The 14,839-nt window shown below is 62.2% G+C and carries 15 protein-coding genes and 1 pseudogene; 11 read left to right on the top strand and 5 right to left on the bottom strand.

Translation table 11 applies throughout. The annotated features are described in order from the left end of the window. From QM748_RS09145 to QM748_RS09130, 4 genes are read left to right on the top strand one after another with little or no spacing between them, the layout of a single operon-like run. Entirely contained in the window at positions 1-2,718 is a 2,718-nt protein-coding gene (locus tag QM748_RS09145; protein ID WP_415246677.1) for a hypothetical protein, read from the top strand. Beyond that, positions 2,718-3,128, top strand: a complete 411-nt coding sequence (locus tag QM748_RS09140) for a hypothetical protein (protein ID WP_415246676.1) — start codon at positions 2,718-2,720, stop codon at positions 3,126-3,128. The genes QM748_RS09145 and QM748_RS09140 overlap by 1 nt, the downstream gene beginning before the upstream one ends. A 1-nt stretch (position 3,129) precedes the next feature. Continuing rightward, entirely contained in the window at positions 3,130-3,444 is a 315-nt protein-coding gene (locus QM748_RS09135) for a hypothetical protein (protein ID WP_415246675.1), read from the top strand. Further along, the gene (locus QM748_RS09130) at positions 3,441-5,084 is read left to right on the top strand and encodes a hypothetical protein (protein ID WP_415246674.1); all 1,644 of its coding nucleotides are present in this window, start codon (positions 3,441-3,443) and stop codon (positions 5,082-5,084) included. Before QM748_RS09135 ends, QM748_RS09130 begins: the two co-directional genes overlap by 4 nt. Positions 5,085-5,370: 286 nt before the next feature. Here the strand turns inward: QM748_RS09130 and QM748_RS09125 are convergent. Next, positions 5,371-5,801 (bottom strand): annotated as a pseudogene (locus QM748_RS09125) (IS110 family transposase); the annotation flags it as partial. Between the two features lie 156 nt (positions 5,802-5,957). Between QM748_RS09125 and QM748_RS09120 the strand changes: the two are divergent. The 3 genes from QM748_RS09120 (at position 5,958) to QM748_RS09110 (ending at position 7,459) form a co-directional block, all read left to right on the top strand. Then, positions 5,958-6,329 (top strand): hypothetical protein, encoded by a 372-nt coding sequence (locus QM748_RS09120; RefSeq protein WP_415246673.1) that lies wholly within the window; start codon positions 5,958-5,960, stop codon positions 6,327-6,329. A gap of 230 nt (positions 6,330-6,559) precedes the next feature. After that, positions 6,560-6,955 (top strand): hypothetical protein, encoded by a 396-nt coding sequence (locus QM748_RS09115; protein ID WP_415246672.1) that lies wholly within the window; start codon positions 6,560-6,562, stop codon positions 6,953-6,955. An 87-nt stretch (positions 6,956-7,042) separates the two neighbouring features. Continuing rightward, positions 7,043-7,459 carry a hypothetical protein gene (locus QM748_RS09110; RefSeq protein ID WP_415246671.1) on the top strand — a complete coding sequence of 139 codons (417 nt, stop codon included), beginning with the start codon at positions 7,043-7,045 and terminating at the stop codon, positions 7,457-7,459. A gap of 418 nt (positions 7,460-7,877) precedes the next feature. On the opposite strand, the gene QM748_RS09105 is transcribed toward QM748_RS09110, so the two are convergent. After that, positions 7,878-8,633, bottom strand: a complete 756-nt coding sequence (locus tag QM748_RS09105) for an IS110 family transposase (RefSeq protein ID WP_415246670.1) — start codon at positions 8,631-8,633, stop codon at positions 7,878-7,880. Positions 8,634-8,797: 164 nt separating this feature from the next. Here QM748_RS09105 and QM748_RS09100 point away from each other — a divergent pair, with 164 nt between their 5' ends. The 4 genes from QM748_RS09100 (at position 8,798) to QM748_RS09085 (ending at position 10,953) form a co-directional block, all read left to right on the top strand. Further along, complete coding sequence (locus tag QM748_RS09100; protein WP_415246669.1) at positions 8,798-9,262, top strand: DUF3828 domain-containing protein; 465 nt, start codon at positions 8,798-8,800, stop codon at positions 9,260-9,262. 37 nt (positions 9,263-9,299) lie between these two features. Next, a complete protein-coding gene (locus tag QM748_RS09095; RefSeq protein WP_415246668.1) occupies positions 9,300-9,743 on the top strand; it encodes a hypothetical protein in 444 nt (147 codons plus the stop codon). A gap of 255 nt (positions 9,744-9,998) precedes the next feature. Then, on the top strand, positions 9,999-10,226 hold the full coding sequence (locus QM748_RS09090) for a hypothetical protein (RefSeq protein WP_415246667.1): 228 nt from the start codon (positions 9,999-10,001) through the stop codon (positions 10,224-10,226). A gap of 157 nt (positions 10,227-10,383) precedes the next feature. Next, on the top strand, positions 10,384-10,953 hold the full coding sequence (locus QM748_RS09085; RefSeq protein WP_415246666.1) for a DMP19 family protein: 570 nt from the start codon (positions 10,384-10,386) through the stop codon (positions 10,951-10,953). A 405-nt stretch (positions 10,954-11,358) separates the two neighbouring features. On the opposite strand, the gene QM748_RS09080 is transcribed toward QM748_RS09085, so the two are convergent. From QM748_RS09080 to QM748_RS09070, 3 genes are read right to left on the bottom strand one after another with little or no spacing between them, the layout of a single operon-like run. Next, on the bottom strand, positions 11,359-12,546 hold the full coding sequence (locus QM748_RS09080; protein ID WP_415246665.1) for an amidase: 1,188 nt from the start codon (positions 12,544-12,546) through the stop codon (positions 11,359-11,361). 30 nt (positions 12,547-12,576) lie between these two features. Next, complete coding sequence (locus tag QM748_RS09075; protein ID WP_415246664.1) at positions 12,577-13,638, bottom strand: ABC transporter ATP-binding protein; 1,062 nt, start codon at positions 13,636-13,638, stop codon at positions 12,577-12,579. 14 nt (positions 13,639-13,652) lie between these two features. Continuing rightward, entirely contained in the window at positions 13,653-14,834 is a 1,182-nt protein-coding gene (locus tag QM748_RS09070; protein WP_415246663.1) for an ABC transporter ATP-binding protein, read from the bottom strand. Between the last annotated feature and the right edge of the window lie 5 nt (positions 14,835-14,839).

The raw sequence follows: 14,839 nt of genomic DNA, 5'->3' as shown, positions 1-14,839 counted from the left end.
GTGAGCGGTTCGATTGCTTTCGGAGTCTCCCCTGGGCGCGACGACGTCATCGTCACGATCGAAAAGCTCGAAGCCTTCATCGGCGGGGTGTGGATCGACTACACCGGCGCCCCCGTCGTCGAGGAGGGCGAAAGTAACTTCTCTGAATATGTTCCGGGCGTGGGCTATGTCGGCCAGCTCGGCGAGTGGTGGTGCGATGCCCATCTCGAGGCATTGTCTCCAGCAACGCCCTTGCCCGCCCAGATTCGCATCACCGCCCGCGGATCCGAGGCCGTGCCGCAGGTCGAGGCATACGTAAACGTTTACGGCGCAGACGGAAGTTCGGTGTGGGGCGGTACGGTGTTCGAGCTGGGCACATCGCCGACCGTTGTCACGTTCGATGTCGAGGCCGGCTTTGTCGGCCCGCCGTGGCAGCCGCCCATCGAGCTGCCGATCGTCGTGACGGTTGCGCGGCCGGTCATGGGCTACGTGCAGATCAATGCCAGCGCGCCGTCCGGCGAGGTCATCGTCACAAAGATCGAGACCCTGCAGGATGGGGTGTGGGTCGACAGAACGGGAGAGCCCGAGCCTGCTGGTCAGCACGCCGGGTATATCGAGCACGCCCCGGGCGGCTACAACTTCGGGCGGAACGGCATCCATACATTGTCGCCCGGGTACATCACCGCGCTGCGCTTGACCTGGTACCGGACGGGCGGCGGGGTTACGGTGAGCTTCGACGTGCTCGCGCGGGACGTCGCCGAGTCCTACTTCCTGGGGCTGTTCAGCGCATCGGCTGGCAGCGCAGGGAGTAGCGCGGCAGCGCCGATCGTGACCACGGTGCCCGGGATCGATTTCACGGGGTTCTCGGTAGTCGATGCGGGTGATCCCGAGCTGCGTATCGCGCTGCCTGTTTTGGTCTCGGTGACTCCCCCGCAGGCGTCCCGCATCGTGCTGCCCGTCCGGGTCCAGGTGGCGACACCAGACCGATTCGTGCTGCCCGTCGACGTACATGTTGCCGCCGCCATTGCGGCGCCAGGTGCGTCGCCCTGGCCGGCCGCGCCGAATGGCGCGTGGCGGGCGGTGGTGGTCCTGGGCGGCGAGGACATCAGCACGCGGCTATCGGGCCGTGTCAGCGTCTCGCATGGCGACAATCAAGCGGCGACCGCGGAGTTTTCGATGCTGCCCACAGTGGCGTACGAGCTCGATCAGCTGATCGGCAGGCCGGTGCGCATTGCGTTCGCCGCTCGCGCCAATCCGGTGGCTTACACGATCTACACGGGCGTGGTCGACGTGGCGGCGATCGACATCAACACCGGCATCATCACGTGCCGGTGCCACGATCAGCTACAGGAGCGCGCTGCGAACCTGTCGCGGGACTGGATCGACGCCGAAGTGAGCGGGAGTTGGCATGTTGCGATCGATGGCGAGCCGGAAAACAACCGGGAGTACCTGGAGCAGCGCATACAGAGCGTGCCGGCGTCGTACGCGATCGACCCGCTCGGCGTGTTCCGCGTGCTGCCGTGGCGTGGGGCGGAATTGCGGCATGAGACGATCGGGGCCGATGACTGCGTTGACGGTTCGCTTTCGCTCGATATGCCGAGCCGCGGCGAGATCGTGACGCGCGTCGAAGTGCGTAGCGAATACCGCTACGAGCGCCTGCGCGCGCGTGGTGCGCGGGCGCAGTACCAGCAGCCGGTCACGTTCTTCCAGCCTGTGATTTCGCTCGCCGGGAGCGCGGTGCGGCCCGGCAAGCAGATGCTGATGACTGCCATGATCCAGGGCGCGACGGATTCAATCGGCGGGTGGATGCTCACCGGGCGGGAGATCGATCACCCCCCAGCTCGGACGTGGAACCTGGGTTCATCAGAGCTCAACCCGTATATCTGGTACATCACTGCCGCCGCGGCGCCGTCTTTTGCATTGGGGTTCCGCGCATGGTTTGCGACGCGCTGGCTGCAGACCGTCACCGAGGACTACACGCTGACGGTTGTCTGCCCGGCGCTCGAAGCCCGCCTGGGCGTTCCCGTTTCAGAGCAGATCGGCGCGTCGCTGCAGGCCGAATTCGACGGTGCAGATTGGTCGAGTGATTCGAGCATCGCGCCGTTGCCGATTGCCGATCGCGCTCGCTTTATCGGTGACCGGATCGTCGCGCATCAGCCCGATGGCGCGGCTCCAGCGGATCGCGATGCACTGCTGCGTGCACTGTTGGATCGCGCCCGGATGCGCATTCACGGCAGCACGCGCACAGGGCGTGCGGCGTTTGATCTGCCGCTGCGCCCCGATCTGTGGCTCGACTGGCATATCACGCTGGAGTCGTCGCGCGTCCGAGTTGCCGGGAAGGCCGCAAAAGTCTCGCACGAAATGGACATACAGAGCGGCGCTGCAATCACGTCTGTCGAGCTGGCGTTCGGGTTGCCGGGGGATGCAGACGTCGCCATGCCGGCGTGGCTGCTGCCGCCGGCGCCGGAGGATACGTATGTGCCGCCGGTCGGGGCATTTTCGTGCGAGATCGGCACCTACGTCGGGGGCGATGCATCATCGCCGCCGTGGGACGAGGATTCCATGGTTGGGTTCTCCACAAACTATCAAGACGGCGGCGACGGTGACGCCGAGTACTACCCGCACCAGTTGCGCGTGCATGCACCGGCGCTGGCGGCAGAGGATCGCGATCCGCGCGACTTGCCGGTCGCCGCGCTGTACGAAATCGACATTCCGACTGATTTGCTGGAGATGATGTGATGAGTGTGAGTTGGCAGTTTTTTGCGGATGCGGGCAAGACGGTCCCGCTGGCGTCCCTCCCGGTCGCGGTGTCGACGTTCGGCGGTGAGCAGTCCGGCATCGTTTATTTCGGCTCGAACGCCGAGGGCCGTCTGCTTCAGGCTGCGTTTGACCCGGGGGGCGAACCCATCGAGATCGAGGTGTACGACGCTGACTCCGCCGCCGGGCTGGCGGCCACGGCAGTCAGACTGGCGCTGAGCGCCGGCGGGCTGGATGGGGCGTTGCCGGGTAACCCGGTAACGATCGGGACGTCAATCAGCAGCGCCACGGTGATCGCAGTCCACTACCGCATCACCGTGCCGCTCATGGCCGAGGCTATCTATTCCGATGTCCAGCTGCGCACATCCAGCGTTATCGAGGTGGATGCGTAACATGGCCGCAGTGTCTTCAAATGCAAGCACAATGGAGAAGGCTCTGAAACGTCTGCTTGAGCGTGAGCCGGGCTGGAAAAAATTCGTCCGGCCCGAGGCCAAGGGCGCGCGGCCCGCGGCAATCGGCACCGGCGTGCCGGCAACATCGGAGCAAAAGGGCAGCGCATTCGAAGAAAAGGACGCGGCGCTGCGCACCTACTATCCGGTCAAAACGCTCACGTTGACCGACGGGCTGTTCACGCTGCAAGTCGAGCCGATCAAGTCGATCCGACTCAGTTCCGGCGATGATGCGAAGTTCGCGGAGCCATTGTTGTGAGCCTCGATCGCAATGCCCCGCACAATCAGCCGTTGGGGCACCTGGCCCGCTTTGGTGACGCTGCGCATGGGGTCTATCGGGCGAGCACGGGCAAGATCACAACGCCCGCCGGTGTGCAGATCGCAACGCCCGGCGTGGCGCCGCTTGGGGGCGATGCTCATCTGATCCGCCCGCCCGGCGCGCGGCCCGATACACGTAAGCCGGATGAAATCGCGGCCGATGCGGCGGCCGGCAGGACGTGGCTCGACTACGGCATCATCAGCGGCATCAACAATCGGCTGTATGGCAAGGCGCTGGGGGGCGGCGGCATGCCGGGCTGGATCTACTGTGCCCCGGACGGGTCGCGCTGGCGGGTGCGGGCGCAGATGCAAAGCGCCGGCCTCAGCCTGTTCTTTTATCCGTTTGGAGCGTTCTCGCGCTCGTCCCTGCCCGGCGCTGCCCAATCGATAGGCGTGCCGATGTCTGGCATCAGCGCCGCCGGCGAAAGTTTGTTTTTTCATACGACGACAGGGCAAGAGGAGCCGGGGTATCTACTCGACGCGATTTCCTCAACAGGTAGCAAGGCGCTGATCACCGGCCGCCGGTCGCAATGGCGGAGCACATCGTTGCTGGGTCAGCACGCCCCCGCCGCAGGTCGGGCGACCGTGACAAACGGCCCATCCATTTGGGGCGGCGGTCCTGCGGGCGGGGCGTGGGAGCTGATCATCAGCGGCACGCCGCCGGCCGCAAGCGCTGTCGCAGTCGCATTGGTTCAGGAGCGCACGGTCGAAGTCTATGACAGTACGCCGTTCAGCGTTTGGGAGCGGCATGGACCTGGACCGGGGGATTGGGACGCTGATTATTCAATCGATTTCGTCGGTAACTTCGAAGCCGCCCCCGGGCAGGCCCTCACTGACCGCCTAGCAGAGCTCAACCTACCGGGCGGCGGCTCTCGTCTGATTCTGCGGCCGCTGGGCTCGTACACTGTTACGTGCGGTGAGCGCTGGCTGGCGGGGGGGTATTACGACGCAGATGATTCGCTGCAACTCGTGGCGCCGCTCTTAACGCTCAGCAGGACTGTTACGTTTGATCTGACGACGACGCCAGGGCCGGATCGCGCCACCGCTGCCGGCCGCTACGATATCGAGTGGAGCGGCGGCATCGATTTGATCGGCGGCGTATCGATCCCGGTATCCGCGGAGATGCATTTTTCGTTCGAGTCCCAAGAGGGGACTGTCATCGCGGAGTCCTACGCGACATGGTTTATCGGCTCGACTATCACCGATGGCCCGCGGGCGACAACGATCGGCTCATGGCAAGCGCTGGCGTCTGGCCGAAAAGTGGACGGCAGCAATTCCTACGCCCACCTGCCTGAGGCCGCAAACGGGCTGACTTTCGGCTGGGTTGGTAAGTACGACGAGTTCCGTAACTTTGTAGTGAGCCCTCAGATTCTGAGGTTCTCGAACCGCTGCTGGGGGCTGGTTGCCGAGGGGCTCGGTAGCAAACAAGGCCGAGGGGCTGTGCTGGCGTACTTCTCGCCGGAGCAGCACATCCTGGGCCCGTTCGAGTTCGCCCTGGAGGACGGCCCAGGGTACGCAACGGCTCATCCGGTAACTGGAGAGATCACGGCCAGCCTGGTCGATTCCATTTGTGTTGTTTAAAAGCGTGTGCGCTTACACATCGTTCCCAAGCCAGGCGTCACGGCAGGGGGGCATAAGCAGTTGAAAAAAGACGGGCGACCCGTGGCAGCGTTGCAGCGCCCCCACGAACCCCGTTCCCGCTGACATATCCAGCAAGTCCGGCAAGGCCCGACACCAAGCCCACTCAGGAACTACTGATCTGCAACTGGTGACGTTTCGCACCGCTCAAATTTGTTTCCCAATGCAAAAGCGGTGCGCTATTCGTTTATCGCGCTTCACGCGGCGAATTTATCGCGGCTCGCTCCACCCGGATGCGGTTGAGCGTAGCGGTGCGCTGCTCAACGAAGCCCTGGAGGGCGCGATGCACCATCAAGTGCGATTGCTGATCGAGCGTCTTGGTCGGTATAAAGCGCATGTGAGGCCGTTGCACAGCCTCGCAGATGCAGCCGCATCGGCCGCATCGTTCTTGCTGCGCCGCCCGCTCATGCGATAAGGCGTGACGAACTTCGGCGCGATCAGCCGGACGGTATGGCCGGCGGCCTGAAACAAGCGCGCCCAGTGGTGCGCACCCGAGCACGCTTCCATGCCAATCACACACGGCGGCAGGCTGACGATCAGTTCATGCAGCTTCTCACGTGGTACTGTCGGGCGTACCAACCCGGCATGGCCGGCTTCATTGACGCCATGCACGGCAAACACGTTCTTGGCGAGATCGATTCCAACGGTCACAATGCTCATGGACTTCCCCTTTCCGGACGGATTGATGAGAGTTCGCACTTCCCATCGTGGCACTCAGGTGCCGATTACCGCAATGCGGTCAGACCGGGACGGGGAAGTCCCTTTCATTCGTTATGCATCTAATCTAATCCGTAGCTCATAACGACCGACTACGCCATGAAGTACAAGCACATTGACGCCATGCTTCACAACTTTGGCCATTCCTTCGTGAGCCTTATGAACTACGTTGACGACGAATACATCATTGACGTCTTATCTGAGTTGGCCCACCAAGTTCCCGGCCATGAGCTTGACATTAATTTCGCCAACGGTCATGTTTCACCAGCCGGCGAATATCCGGCGAAGCTTCACAAGTCCATTGAATACTGGATGAAGTGGTTACCCAAGCACATGGAGAATCACAGAGTCACTCCCTCCGCATTGCCTGAGGTGCACCTCAGATATCGGTTAGTGAGGGGTGGTCAGGAAGTCATCGTTGCCGCGCGAGATAACAGAGGCAAAGATCACAAGGTTTTTGTCCATGGGTGACTTCAACCCGATGCATAACCCTGCAGTCGAGCGGACCTGCGCAAAAAGCCGCGCAGGCCGCTCACTTCCACGTTAGAACTGCTATGAACGATCAGCGCGCTCGATACAAATCTGCCGTCAAACGCGTGAGTGCCGAGCTTCAATGGGCAATAATTCATCGCACTTCACTACAGGGTATCAGTCGCGTGATTGGAGCCCGAAGCTACTTTCTGCACTCCGCATACAACGCCATGTTCAACGATCACATTGCGCACTGCATTAAGGCATTCGACAGAAACTCAAAATCAGCGTCCTTCTGGTACCTATACAAATCTGACTCTGGAATCATCAACAGTTACCTTCAGAAGGAAGGATGTAAGATGACTTCAATTGAGTACGCAACAGAAAAGCTCAAGCACATCCGAGACAAGACGCACTTCCACATAGACAAGGATGCGGTTCTTGATACTAGGGAGGTCTGGTCTCAAGCCGGATTAACAGGGAATGATCTTCAGCTCGCGGTAGATCTCGCTTTCTCAATCGTCCAGCACATCCAGATAACGAATCAGTACCCGGTTACGCAATTACCGGATTACACCGTTGAAATGGCAATGAATGCAGCTCAAAAGAACATGTTCAATGAGTAGCAGTTCTAACAATTCCCTTGCAGCGGATCGTCAAACCGCTGCGCAGTTTGCCGCCCGCTGAAACTTACGCTAGGCGCCAACCAAGACATGCCGCAGTACCACGTTATCCGAGAGCTCGGTTTCGAGGACGGGGCTCTCTCCATCGGCCTTGAAGAGCTGCTCGAAGGCCCACCCGATGGTTTTGTTGGTCTTCCCCTCATGGTCCTACCAGCGTCCCGCAAGTACGCCGTCCGCATCGCCGGGGTCGGCCACTTCGTCGTTTGCCCAGAACCAGTGTTTTCTTTCGGCTCGAACGCACGCAAGCTCACCGACTTTCTCTACGAGGAAGATGATTCAGCTCTACTAGCTGAGTATGGTTGGGGGGCAGCAACCTTCAACCTTGGCCACCCGAGGCTTGTCAATCGAGAGATGCGGCACTTTGTCGTGTTCGCTGACAATTTCGTCGTCAACGTTCTCTCGGCGAGCGAGCCCACGTACAGCGAGGTCGCGAAAGTTGGCACCTAACCCCTTCCCCAAGGCGACGGCTGACAGCAGCCGCTGAATTCATTCGCTGATATGGTTTAATCCTGTCAACCGGGACGAGAAAGGCCACCGGCGTAATGACGCGGTAATGGGTGATCGCAATCTGCGCGCAGGGAACGGGGCGGGGTCAAGGTGGTAGCGACGGTTGATCATGCTGATATGCGCGGGTTGGTTACCGCCTGACATCTATTCGTCGCGGAGCGGCCTCGCCCTAGGAGCGAGCGTCGGGACACAATGCCCGGCTCATAACGAATGCGAGGATTCTCCGAATACCGCGACCGCACCCCGTTTCCTGCACGCAGGCTGATTCATCGTTCGATAGGTACCTCCATGGCGTTGGTTTTTCCGGCGCGCGCCCACCCACACAGGCTTATCCACAGGCGCGGAGCGCAGGCGCCCCTCACGCACGGAGCGGAGCGCCTGTGGGTAAGCCGTCTTTCGGCACGACGGCAGACACTTCGCGGGCAATTGCCCAGGCAAAGCCAGACAGTTCGCGGGCGATTGCGGTGATGACCTTGTTCTGTTCCTTGCCCTTCGCCCGGAGGGTGCGATAGCGCTTGCATAGCCGCACTTGCGCCTTCCAGGCAATGTCGCGGATGCGCTTGGCGAGTTTGTCCTGGCGCTTGGCGATGATCGGCGTGATTCGCGCCGGCAGTCGGTAGGCCCAGGCCGCTTCGGTCAGCACGCGACGGGCGTGGCTGTTGAGCTGATGACGCGCCCGCGTCTGCGCTTCCTTGGCATCCTCACGCGCCCGCGTCAGATCACGGACGGCTTCATCCTCAGGGTGAGGGACATAGACCGCGCTCAATTCCCCGGCGCGGTGCAGCCGCGCAAGCATTTCGGCATCGCGCCGGTCGGTCTTGACGCGATCACCGCTGCGCTTCGGAATCATCGAAGGCGCCACGACGACACAATCCAGGCCCTTACCCGCCAGGTGACGATAGATCACGTAACCGCAGGGTCCGGCCTCATAGACGAAGTGAAGTGTCTTCCCCGTAGCCTGTAGCTTTCTGATCGCCTGATCCAACGCCGCAAGATCACCGCCGATGCTGCCGTAATGGCGCACTTCCTGTCGCCCCTGCCCATCGGCCAGCGCGATGTCGATCGACTCCTTGTGTACGTCCATGCCCACGTAAAGGTTGCTAGACTTTGTCATGGCCCGCCTCCTGTATCCAAAGGTTGCGCCACCGCGCCAACCGTGTGGCTCTGTATGCGGACTTCCGCACCCAATCCACGTTACTACGGAGTCGGGCCGCCACGCGTTAAACCATTATGTCTAGACCGCACATACGAAATTACGTCTCTTTACTGGCAGTATTTTTGTTCCTCAGCCCATTTGGCTCTGTTGCAAGTGATTCGCCTGCTGACACCGTCAGGGATTTCTATGCCTGGGTGATTCAGCCAGGCCCGGAGGAGCCGGGGAAAGGCCTTGGTGCAGTACGACATCTGCTGGGCCAGGAGCTTTTTTCGGCCCTGGAAGCCCAGCGTGCCTACGAAAGAGCTTGTGCGAAACTGGTGCCGGCGGATATCAAGCCTCATATGTTGGATCAAAGTCCGTTTTTCCAATGGCCGGACGGCGCCCACGCCCTTGTTTCCACAAAGACCGATATCAGAGCCAGTACGGCGCGTGTCTCTGCTCGACTTGCCAACGGTGATTTTCAGTGGACGGACACGGTTGTCCTGCGCCATAGAGATAATCGTTGGGTGATAATGGATATCGAGTGGAATGAGGGCTCCCTGACCAGGATGCTTGTGGAGTTCGCAAACCATAGGTGTGAAACCTGAAAACTCAAAAAGGGACATTGTTCCAAAGGGAAATGCCATGATCAGTTACGAGGAAGTAATACGGCGTTCCGAAGCGGCCGGAGGAAAACGTCCGCTGCTGACTCTTGCCGAATTTTTTGCAGGCAACACCCAGGAAGACTCCATCGCCCCGAATCAATGGGGACCCGCCGAAGAGGGCGGTTGTGACCGCCCGCCTCTGGCAGAAATTCACCGACGGCTCGTGGAGCTGGAAGCATGCTCCGATGTGGCCTGGGTGCGGGTGCAGCTACACGAAGACACTTTTGATGGCGATAGTGTTTCGGCCGAGAGCATCGCCATCTGCACGACATCTAAAACGGACGAGATCGAGCGACGGTTACGAGCAATCGACGAACTGGGAAGCGATGGCGTCATGGAGGGATTGTCTTACGACGAGAAGGACTTTTGCGACATGCCGCATATTCCTGCAGGCCATCGGCTTACCTCGCTGGTCTGGGATTGAAATACGACATCGTCTTTTATTGGGGCTTGCGTCCGCTCGTGTGGGCAGCCATATACGGTGAGCCGTATAAACATCTTCCGAATCCATTTTTGGGTATGGCGCGAAACAACCAGAGTGTCATTGTCTATGGCGACTCGGAAACCATACGGATGCGGAGCGTTACGTCGCTTATGAGGATCTCGTCAAATAGAAGAGTGTGTATGCTATAAAATTGGCCACAAAACTGAATCTTAACTAATTTGCCAAACCATCATTATGGATACCGCATCTCTCTGTCAGGCATTTCTCGATCGAGCGGAGATCCCGGGCGTCGAGTTTTGGCACAACGATTACGTCCGCGTTGTTTCCGGTTCGCATGTGGGAGCCACGGGTTCGCTTGTGACCGTTCTGTCGCTCCAGCCTGAACCGCGTTTTGTTCTGGAGCTTGAGTCCGGTTTCGATATTGAGGTGCATCAGTCCGAGATTCAGCGTGAAGCCAGTTGACACTTCGTTTCAACCGACCGATAAAAATCTTCGTTTTTCTGGCGACTGGCCTCATTCCGATCGGTAGGGCTAAAGGTTACCTATGTCGAAAATCCCATGTGAAAAGTGCGGAACCCTCATTCTCCCTGATACGGCGCAGAGGACGGGTGGGTTATGCATGCCGTGCAAATCTGGCACGAGGGAGCAGATTGAGGCTGGCAAGAAGTACCACATCCAGCAGAGCGAGCTTGAGAAGACATGCCCGTTTCGTGCTCTTAGGCGGAGGCTGGATGCGAAGGTCTTCTCGGAAGGTGGAGGGTTTCCAACATTGTCAGGCTCGGAAAAGCTGTACTGGGTAGTGAACGTGCTGGAGGGCGAAGTGTACAACGGCGGTTTCGATCAGTATTTCTGGAACAGTTCTGGTGCTCACTATCTCCTGACCTTGGAAGGTCTCAATGCCTTGGGCGCCGGGCGCTCTCTGTCGTTGCTTCAGGAGGCAAAGCGCACTCTCTTCGGAAAAGGCCGAGTACCGGAGGATACAGCCGAGCGAAGAGATCTCTTGCGTGCGTTGTTTCCGGAGCGAATGCCGGAAGCCTTGAATTCTCTTGATAAGGCGTACTGGGAGAATCCAGACGATTTGGGAGGCAAGCTGGAACGCTTCGCCGTTCAAGAAGGTTTGCTGGCTCAACAAGCTGTTGAAGGTGGCGGCACCATCTTCGGCGGCACTGCGCCTGAATGCTCGCGTTAGGACTGTCTGGTGATTCACATGCATCCCAACAGAGAAATCAGTTACGTCGTGGCGAGTGATGTTGGCACCCGGGACGGTATCGGCCTTGAGACTTATATCGATGGCGATCTGGTCATGGAGATCTTCAGAGATGACTCCGAGCGGCGGACATACATGACTTCGTTCACGCGCCAGCTAGATCTTGACGTTCTTGAGGATTCCATTGTCCAGTTCAAGGACCGCATAGACCCTGAGTACATCTCGTCATAGAGTTGCTTGAGTTGTTTGAGTTGCTTGAAAGGCGGCTAGGTGACACTGTCTGTAGTGATATTTGGCAATTAATTGGCGTAAGCATTCGGCCCATCGACTATCGTCGCCAAGTGGTCTGAACGGCCGCAGCGACAGGCGAGCGCCGCCACGCCGGTTTCAGCTCTGACCTGCGATCCTCTCCGCCATCGCGACCAAGCTGCGATCGCTGCCTGCCGGCCCGAGCAGCGACAGGCCGAGCGGAGCGCCGTTGCGGCGCGCGAGCGGCATCGAAAGCTGGGGGAAACCCGACAGGCCGGCGAGGCTGAGCAGCATGATGGACTTGTTGCGGTAGTCCTCCAGCGCGGCTTCGTCGGCGCTGCGCAGCGGCGCGACGTCGGGCATCGTCGGCAGCACCATCACGCCGTCGCTGCCGAGCAGTTCGGTGAGCGCGGCGGTGACCTGGCGGAGGACGGTCCAGGCTTGCTCGCACTGCGCGTCGGTGACCGCCTTTGACCACTGGAAGCGCTCGCCTACGCCGGGGCCGAGCACGAGGCCGTGTTTCTCGATCAGTTCGCCGTCGCTCTGCCAGGCTTCGTGGCCCTGGATGTAGCGGAAGGCCCAGTAGTTGGGCTCGAAGCCTTGTGGGGCCATCTCCACTGGCAACGAGGGGCCGAACAGGGCCTCGATGCGTTCCAGGGCCGGATGCAGTACGTCGACGACCTGTGGGTCGAGCAGGCCCCAGCCATCGGTGGGTGTCAGCAGGCGCGGCGAGGCGGGCAGCGGCGCGTCGTCCTCGCCGAGCAGGACGCTGCCGACGCGGGCGAAGGTGGCGGCGTCGCGGGTGAAGAAGCCGCAGGTGTCGAAGCTGGGCGCGAGGTCGAGGCAGGCTTCCAGGCTGATGCGGCCGTGCGTCGGGCGCAGGCCGAACAGGCCGCAGTGGCTGGCCGGGCAGCGCACCGAGCCGCCGGTGTCGGAGCCGAGGGCGAAATCGACCAGGCCGTTCGAGACCGCCGCTGCCGAACCGGACGAGGAACCGCCGGTGATCCGCTCGGGCGCACCGCCGTTGAGCGGCGCGCCGAAGTGGGCGTTGATGCCGGATATCGAGAAGGCCAGTTCGTCGGTGATGGTCTTGCCCAGACAGCGCGCGCCGGCGTCGAGCAGTTGCTGCACCACGGGCGCGTTTCGCGTCTTGATGCCGGACAGCGCCAGCACGTGCGGATTGCCGCCGCTGGTCGGGTAGCCGGCGACGTCGAACAGATCCTTGACGGCGAAAGTCAGGCCGGCCAGGGGGCCGTCGGCGGCGTGGGGCAGTTCGACACCGGGGTAGGGGACGAAGGCGTGGGCGGGGTCGTGTTCGAGCAGCATGGCGTGGTGGCGGAAAAGGGGGTGGAGGGCTCAGGCTGGCACGGCATCGTGCGCCGCATGGGCGAGGCGGACGATGGCGCCGGCGGTGGCGTCGGTGCGCAGGCAGCGGGCGAGATGGCCGCCGCCGAGATCCACTGCATCGGGGCGGGTCTGGTGACAGGGCGCTTCGGCATAGGCGCAGCGTTCGGCGAAGGCGCAGCCCGCCGGCAGGTTGGCGAGGTCGGGCGGCGAGCCGGGGATGCTCGCCAGCCGCGCGCCCTTGGTCATCGCGCCGTCGGCGCGCGCCTGCATCAGCGCCAGGGTGTAGGGGTGGCGCGGGTTGCGCATGATGTCGCGGGTACGGCCTTCCTCGACGATGCGGCCGCCGTACATCACCGCGAAGCGGTCGGCGACTTCGACAGCGGCGCCCATGTCATGGGTGACGAAGATGATCGCCAGCCCCAGCTCGCGCTGCAGTTCGCGCAGCAGCAGCAGGATCTGGATCTGCACCGTGGCGTCGAGCGCGGTGGTGGGTTCGTCGGCCAGCAGCACCTGCGGCCGGCAGGCCAGCGCCAGCGCGATCATCGCCCGCTGGCGCATGCCGCCGGACATCTCGTGCGGATAGGCGTCGAGACGGCGGGCCGGGCTGGGGATGCGGACGCGCTCGAACAGTTCGAGCGCACGCTTGCGCGCTTCTTCCTTGCTGACGGCTTCGTGGCGGCGGATGGATTCGACGATCTGCGCGCCGACGGTATACACCGGGTCGAGCGCCAGCAGCGGCTCCTGGAAGATCATCGACGCCACCTTGCCGCGATAGCCGGCCAGGGCCTTGGGGCCGAGCGCGAGCACGTCGTGGCCGGCGATGTCGATGCGGCCGCTGATCCGGGTGCGGCGCTCCGGGTGCAGGCGCAGCAGGCTGCGCAGCGTGACGCTCTTGCCGGAGCCGGATTCGCCGATCAGGGTGACCGATTCGCCGCGCGCGACGTGCAGGTCGACGCCATTGACGGCTTCCACCGGCTTCTTGCCGCCGGTGAAGACCACGCGCAGGTCGCGCACGGCGACGAGCGGAGTGGTGGCGGCAGGCGCTGCGGTGGTGCTGGAGGACGGGTTCATGGGTGGCGCTCCTTTCAGGCGGCTTCGACGAGGGCGGGGGCCGTGTTCGACTGGGCCGTATCAGGCTGGAGCGCGGTGGGCTGGGTCGAGTCAGGCCGAGCCGCGCCAGGCAGGGCCGTGGTTGTCCCGTCCTGATGCGGCTCCGCCTGGCTGTGACCGCTGCCGGGCTCGTGGATCAGACAGGCGGTTTCACGGCCATCGGCCTCGGCCAGTTGCGGCACGCGCTCGGCGCAGACTGCTTCGGCCAGCGGGCAGCGGGTGTGGAAGCGACAGCCCGGCGGCGGGTCGATGGGATTGGGCGGATCGCCCGCCAGCGGGGCTTCCTCGGTGCGGCGGTCGGGGTCCATCGACGGCATCGATGACAGCAGCGCGCGGGTGTAGGGGTGGCGAGGATCGTCGAACAGCGCCTCGGCTGGGCCGGTTTCGGCGACCTTGCCGAGGTACATCACCATCACCCGGTCGGAGATGTAGCGCACCACGTGCAGGTCGTGGCTGATGAAGATGTAGGTGAGGCCGAATTCGTCCTTCAGGTCCATCAGCAGGTTCAGCACCTGGGCCTCGACGGATTTGTCGAGCGCCGACACCGCTTCGTCGAGGATCACCAGGCGCGGTTCGCTCGCCAGCGCGCGGGCGATGTTCACCCGCTGGCGCTGGCCGCCGGAGAGTTCGTGCGGCCAGCGTTCGGCGAAGCGGCGCGGCTCCAGGCCGACGCGGGCGAGCAGGTCGCGGGCGCGGGTGACGGCTTCGCGCCGCGGCACGCCATGTACCTGGGGGCCGAAGGCGATCGAATCCTGGATGGTCAGGCGCGGGTTCAGCGAGGAATAGCTGTCCTGGAACACCATCTGCACCTGGCGGTGGTATTCGCGCAGCGGCAGCGCGGAGGAGCCCACAGTTTCGCCGTCGAACACGATGTCGCCGGCCGAGGGCGCGATCAGGTGCATCAGCAGGCGGGCGGTGGTCGATTTGCCGCAGCCGGATTCGCCGACCACGCCCAGGGTCTCGCCTTTCAGCACCTTGAAATCGACGCCATCGACGGCGCGCACCACCTTGCCGCCGCCGTTCAGCGTTTCCAGGAAGCTCTTCTTCAGCTCGAAGTGCTTCATCAGTCCATTCACCGTCAGCAGCGGCTGGGCCGGGCCGCCGCGGTCGCCGTCGATTTCTGCGCCGATGTGTTCGACGCTCATTCCGATGCTCATGGCGT

This window comes from Thauera sp. (assembly GCF_047601425.1).
In the GTDB taxonomy this organism is placed as follows: domain Bacteria; phylum Pseudomonadota; class Gammaproteobacteria; order Burkholderiales; family Rhodocyclaceae; genus Thauera.
This window is presented reverse-complemented; position numbering and strand designations above follow the sequence as displayed.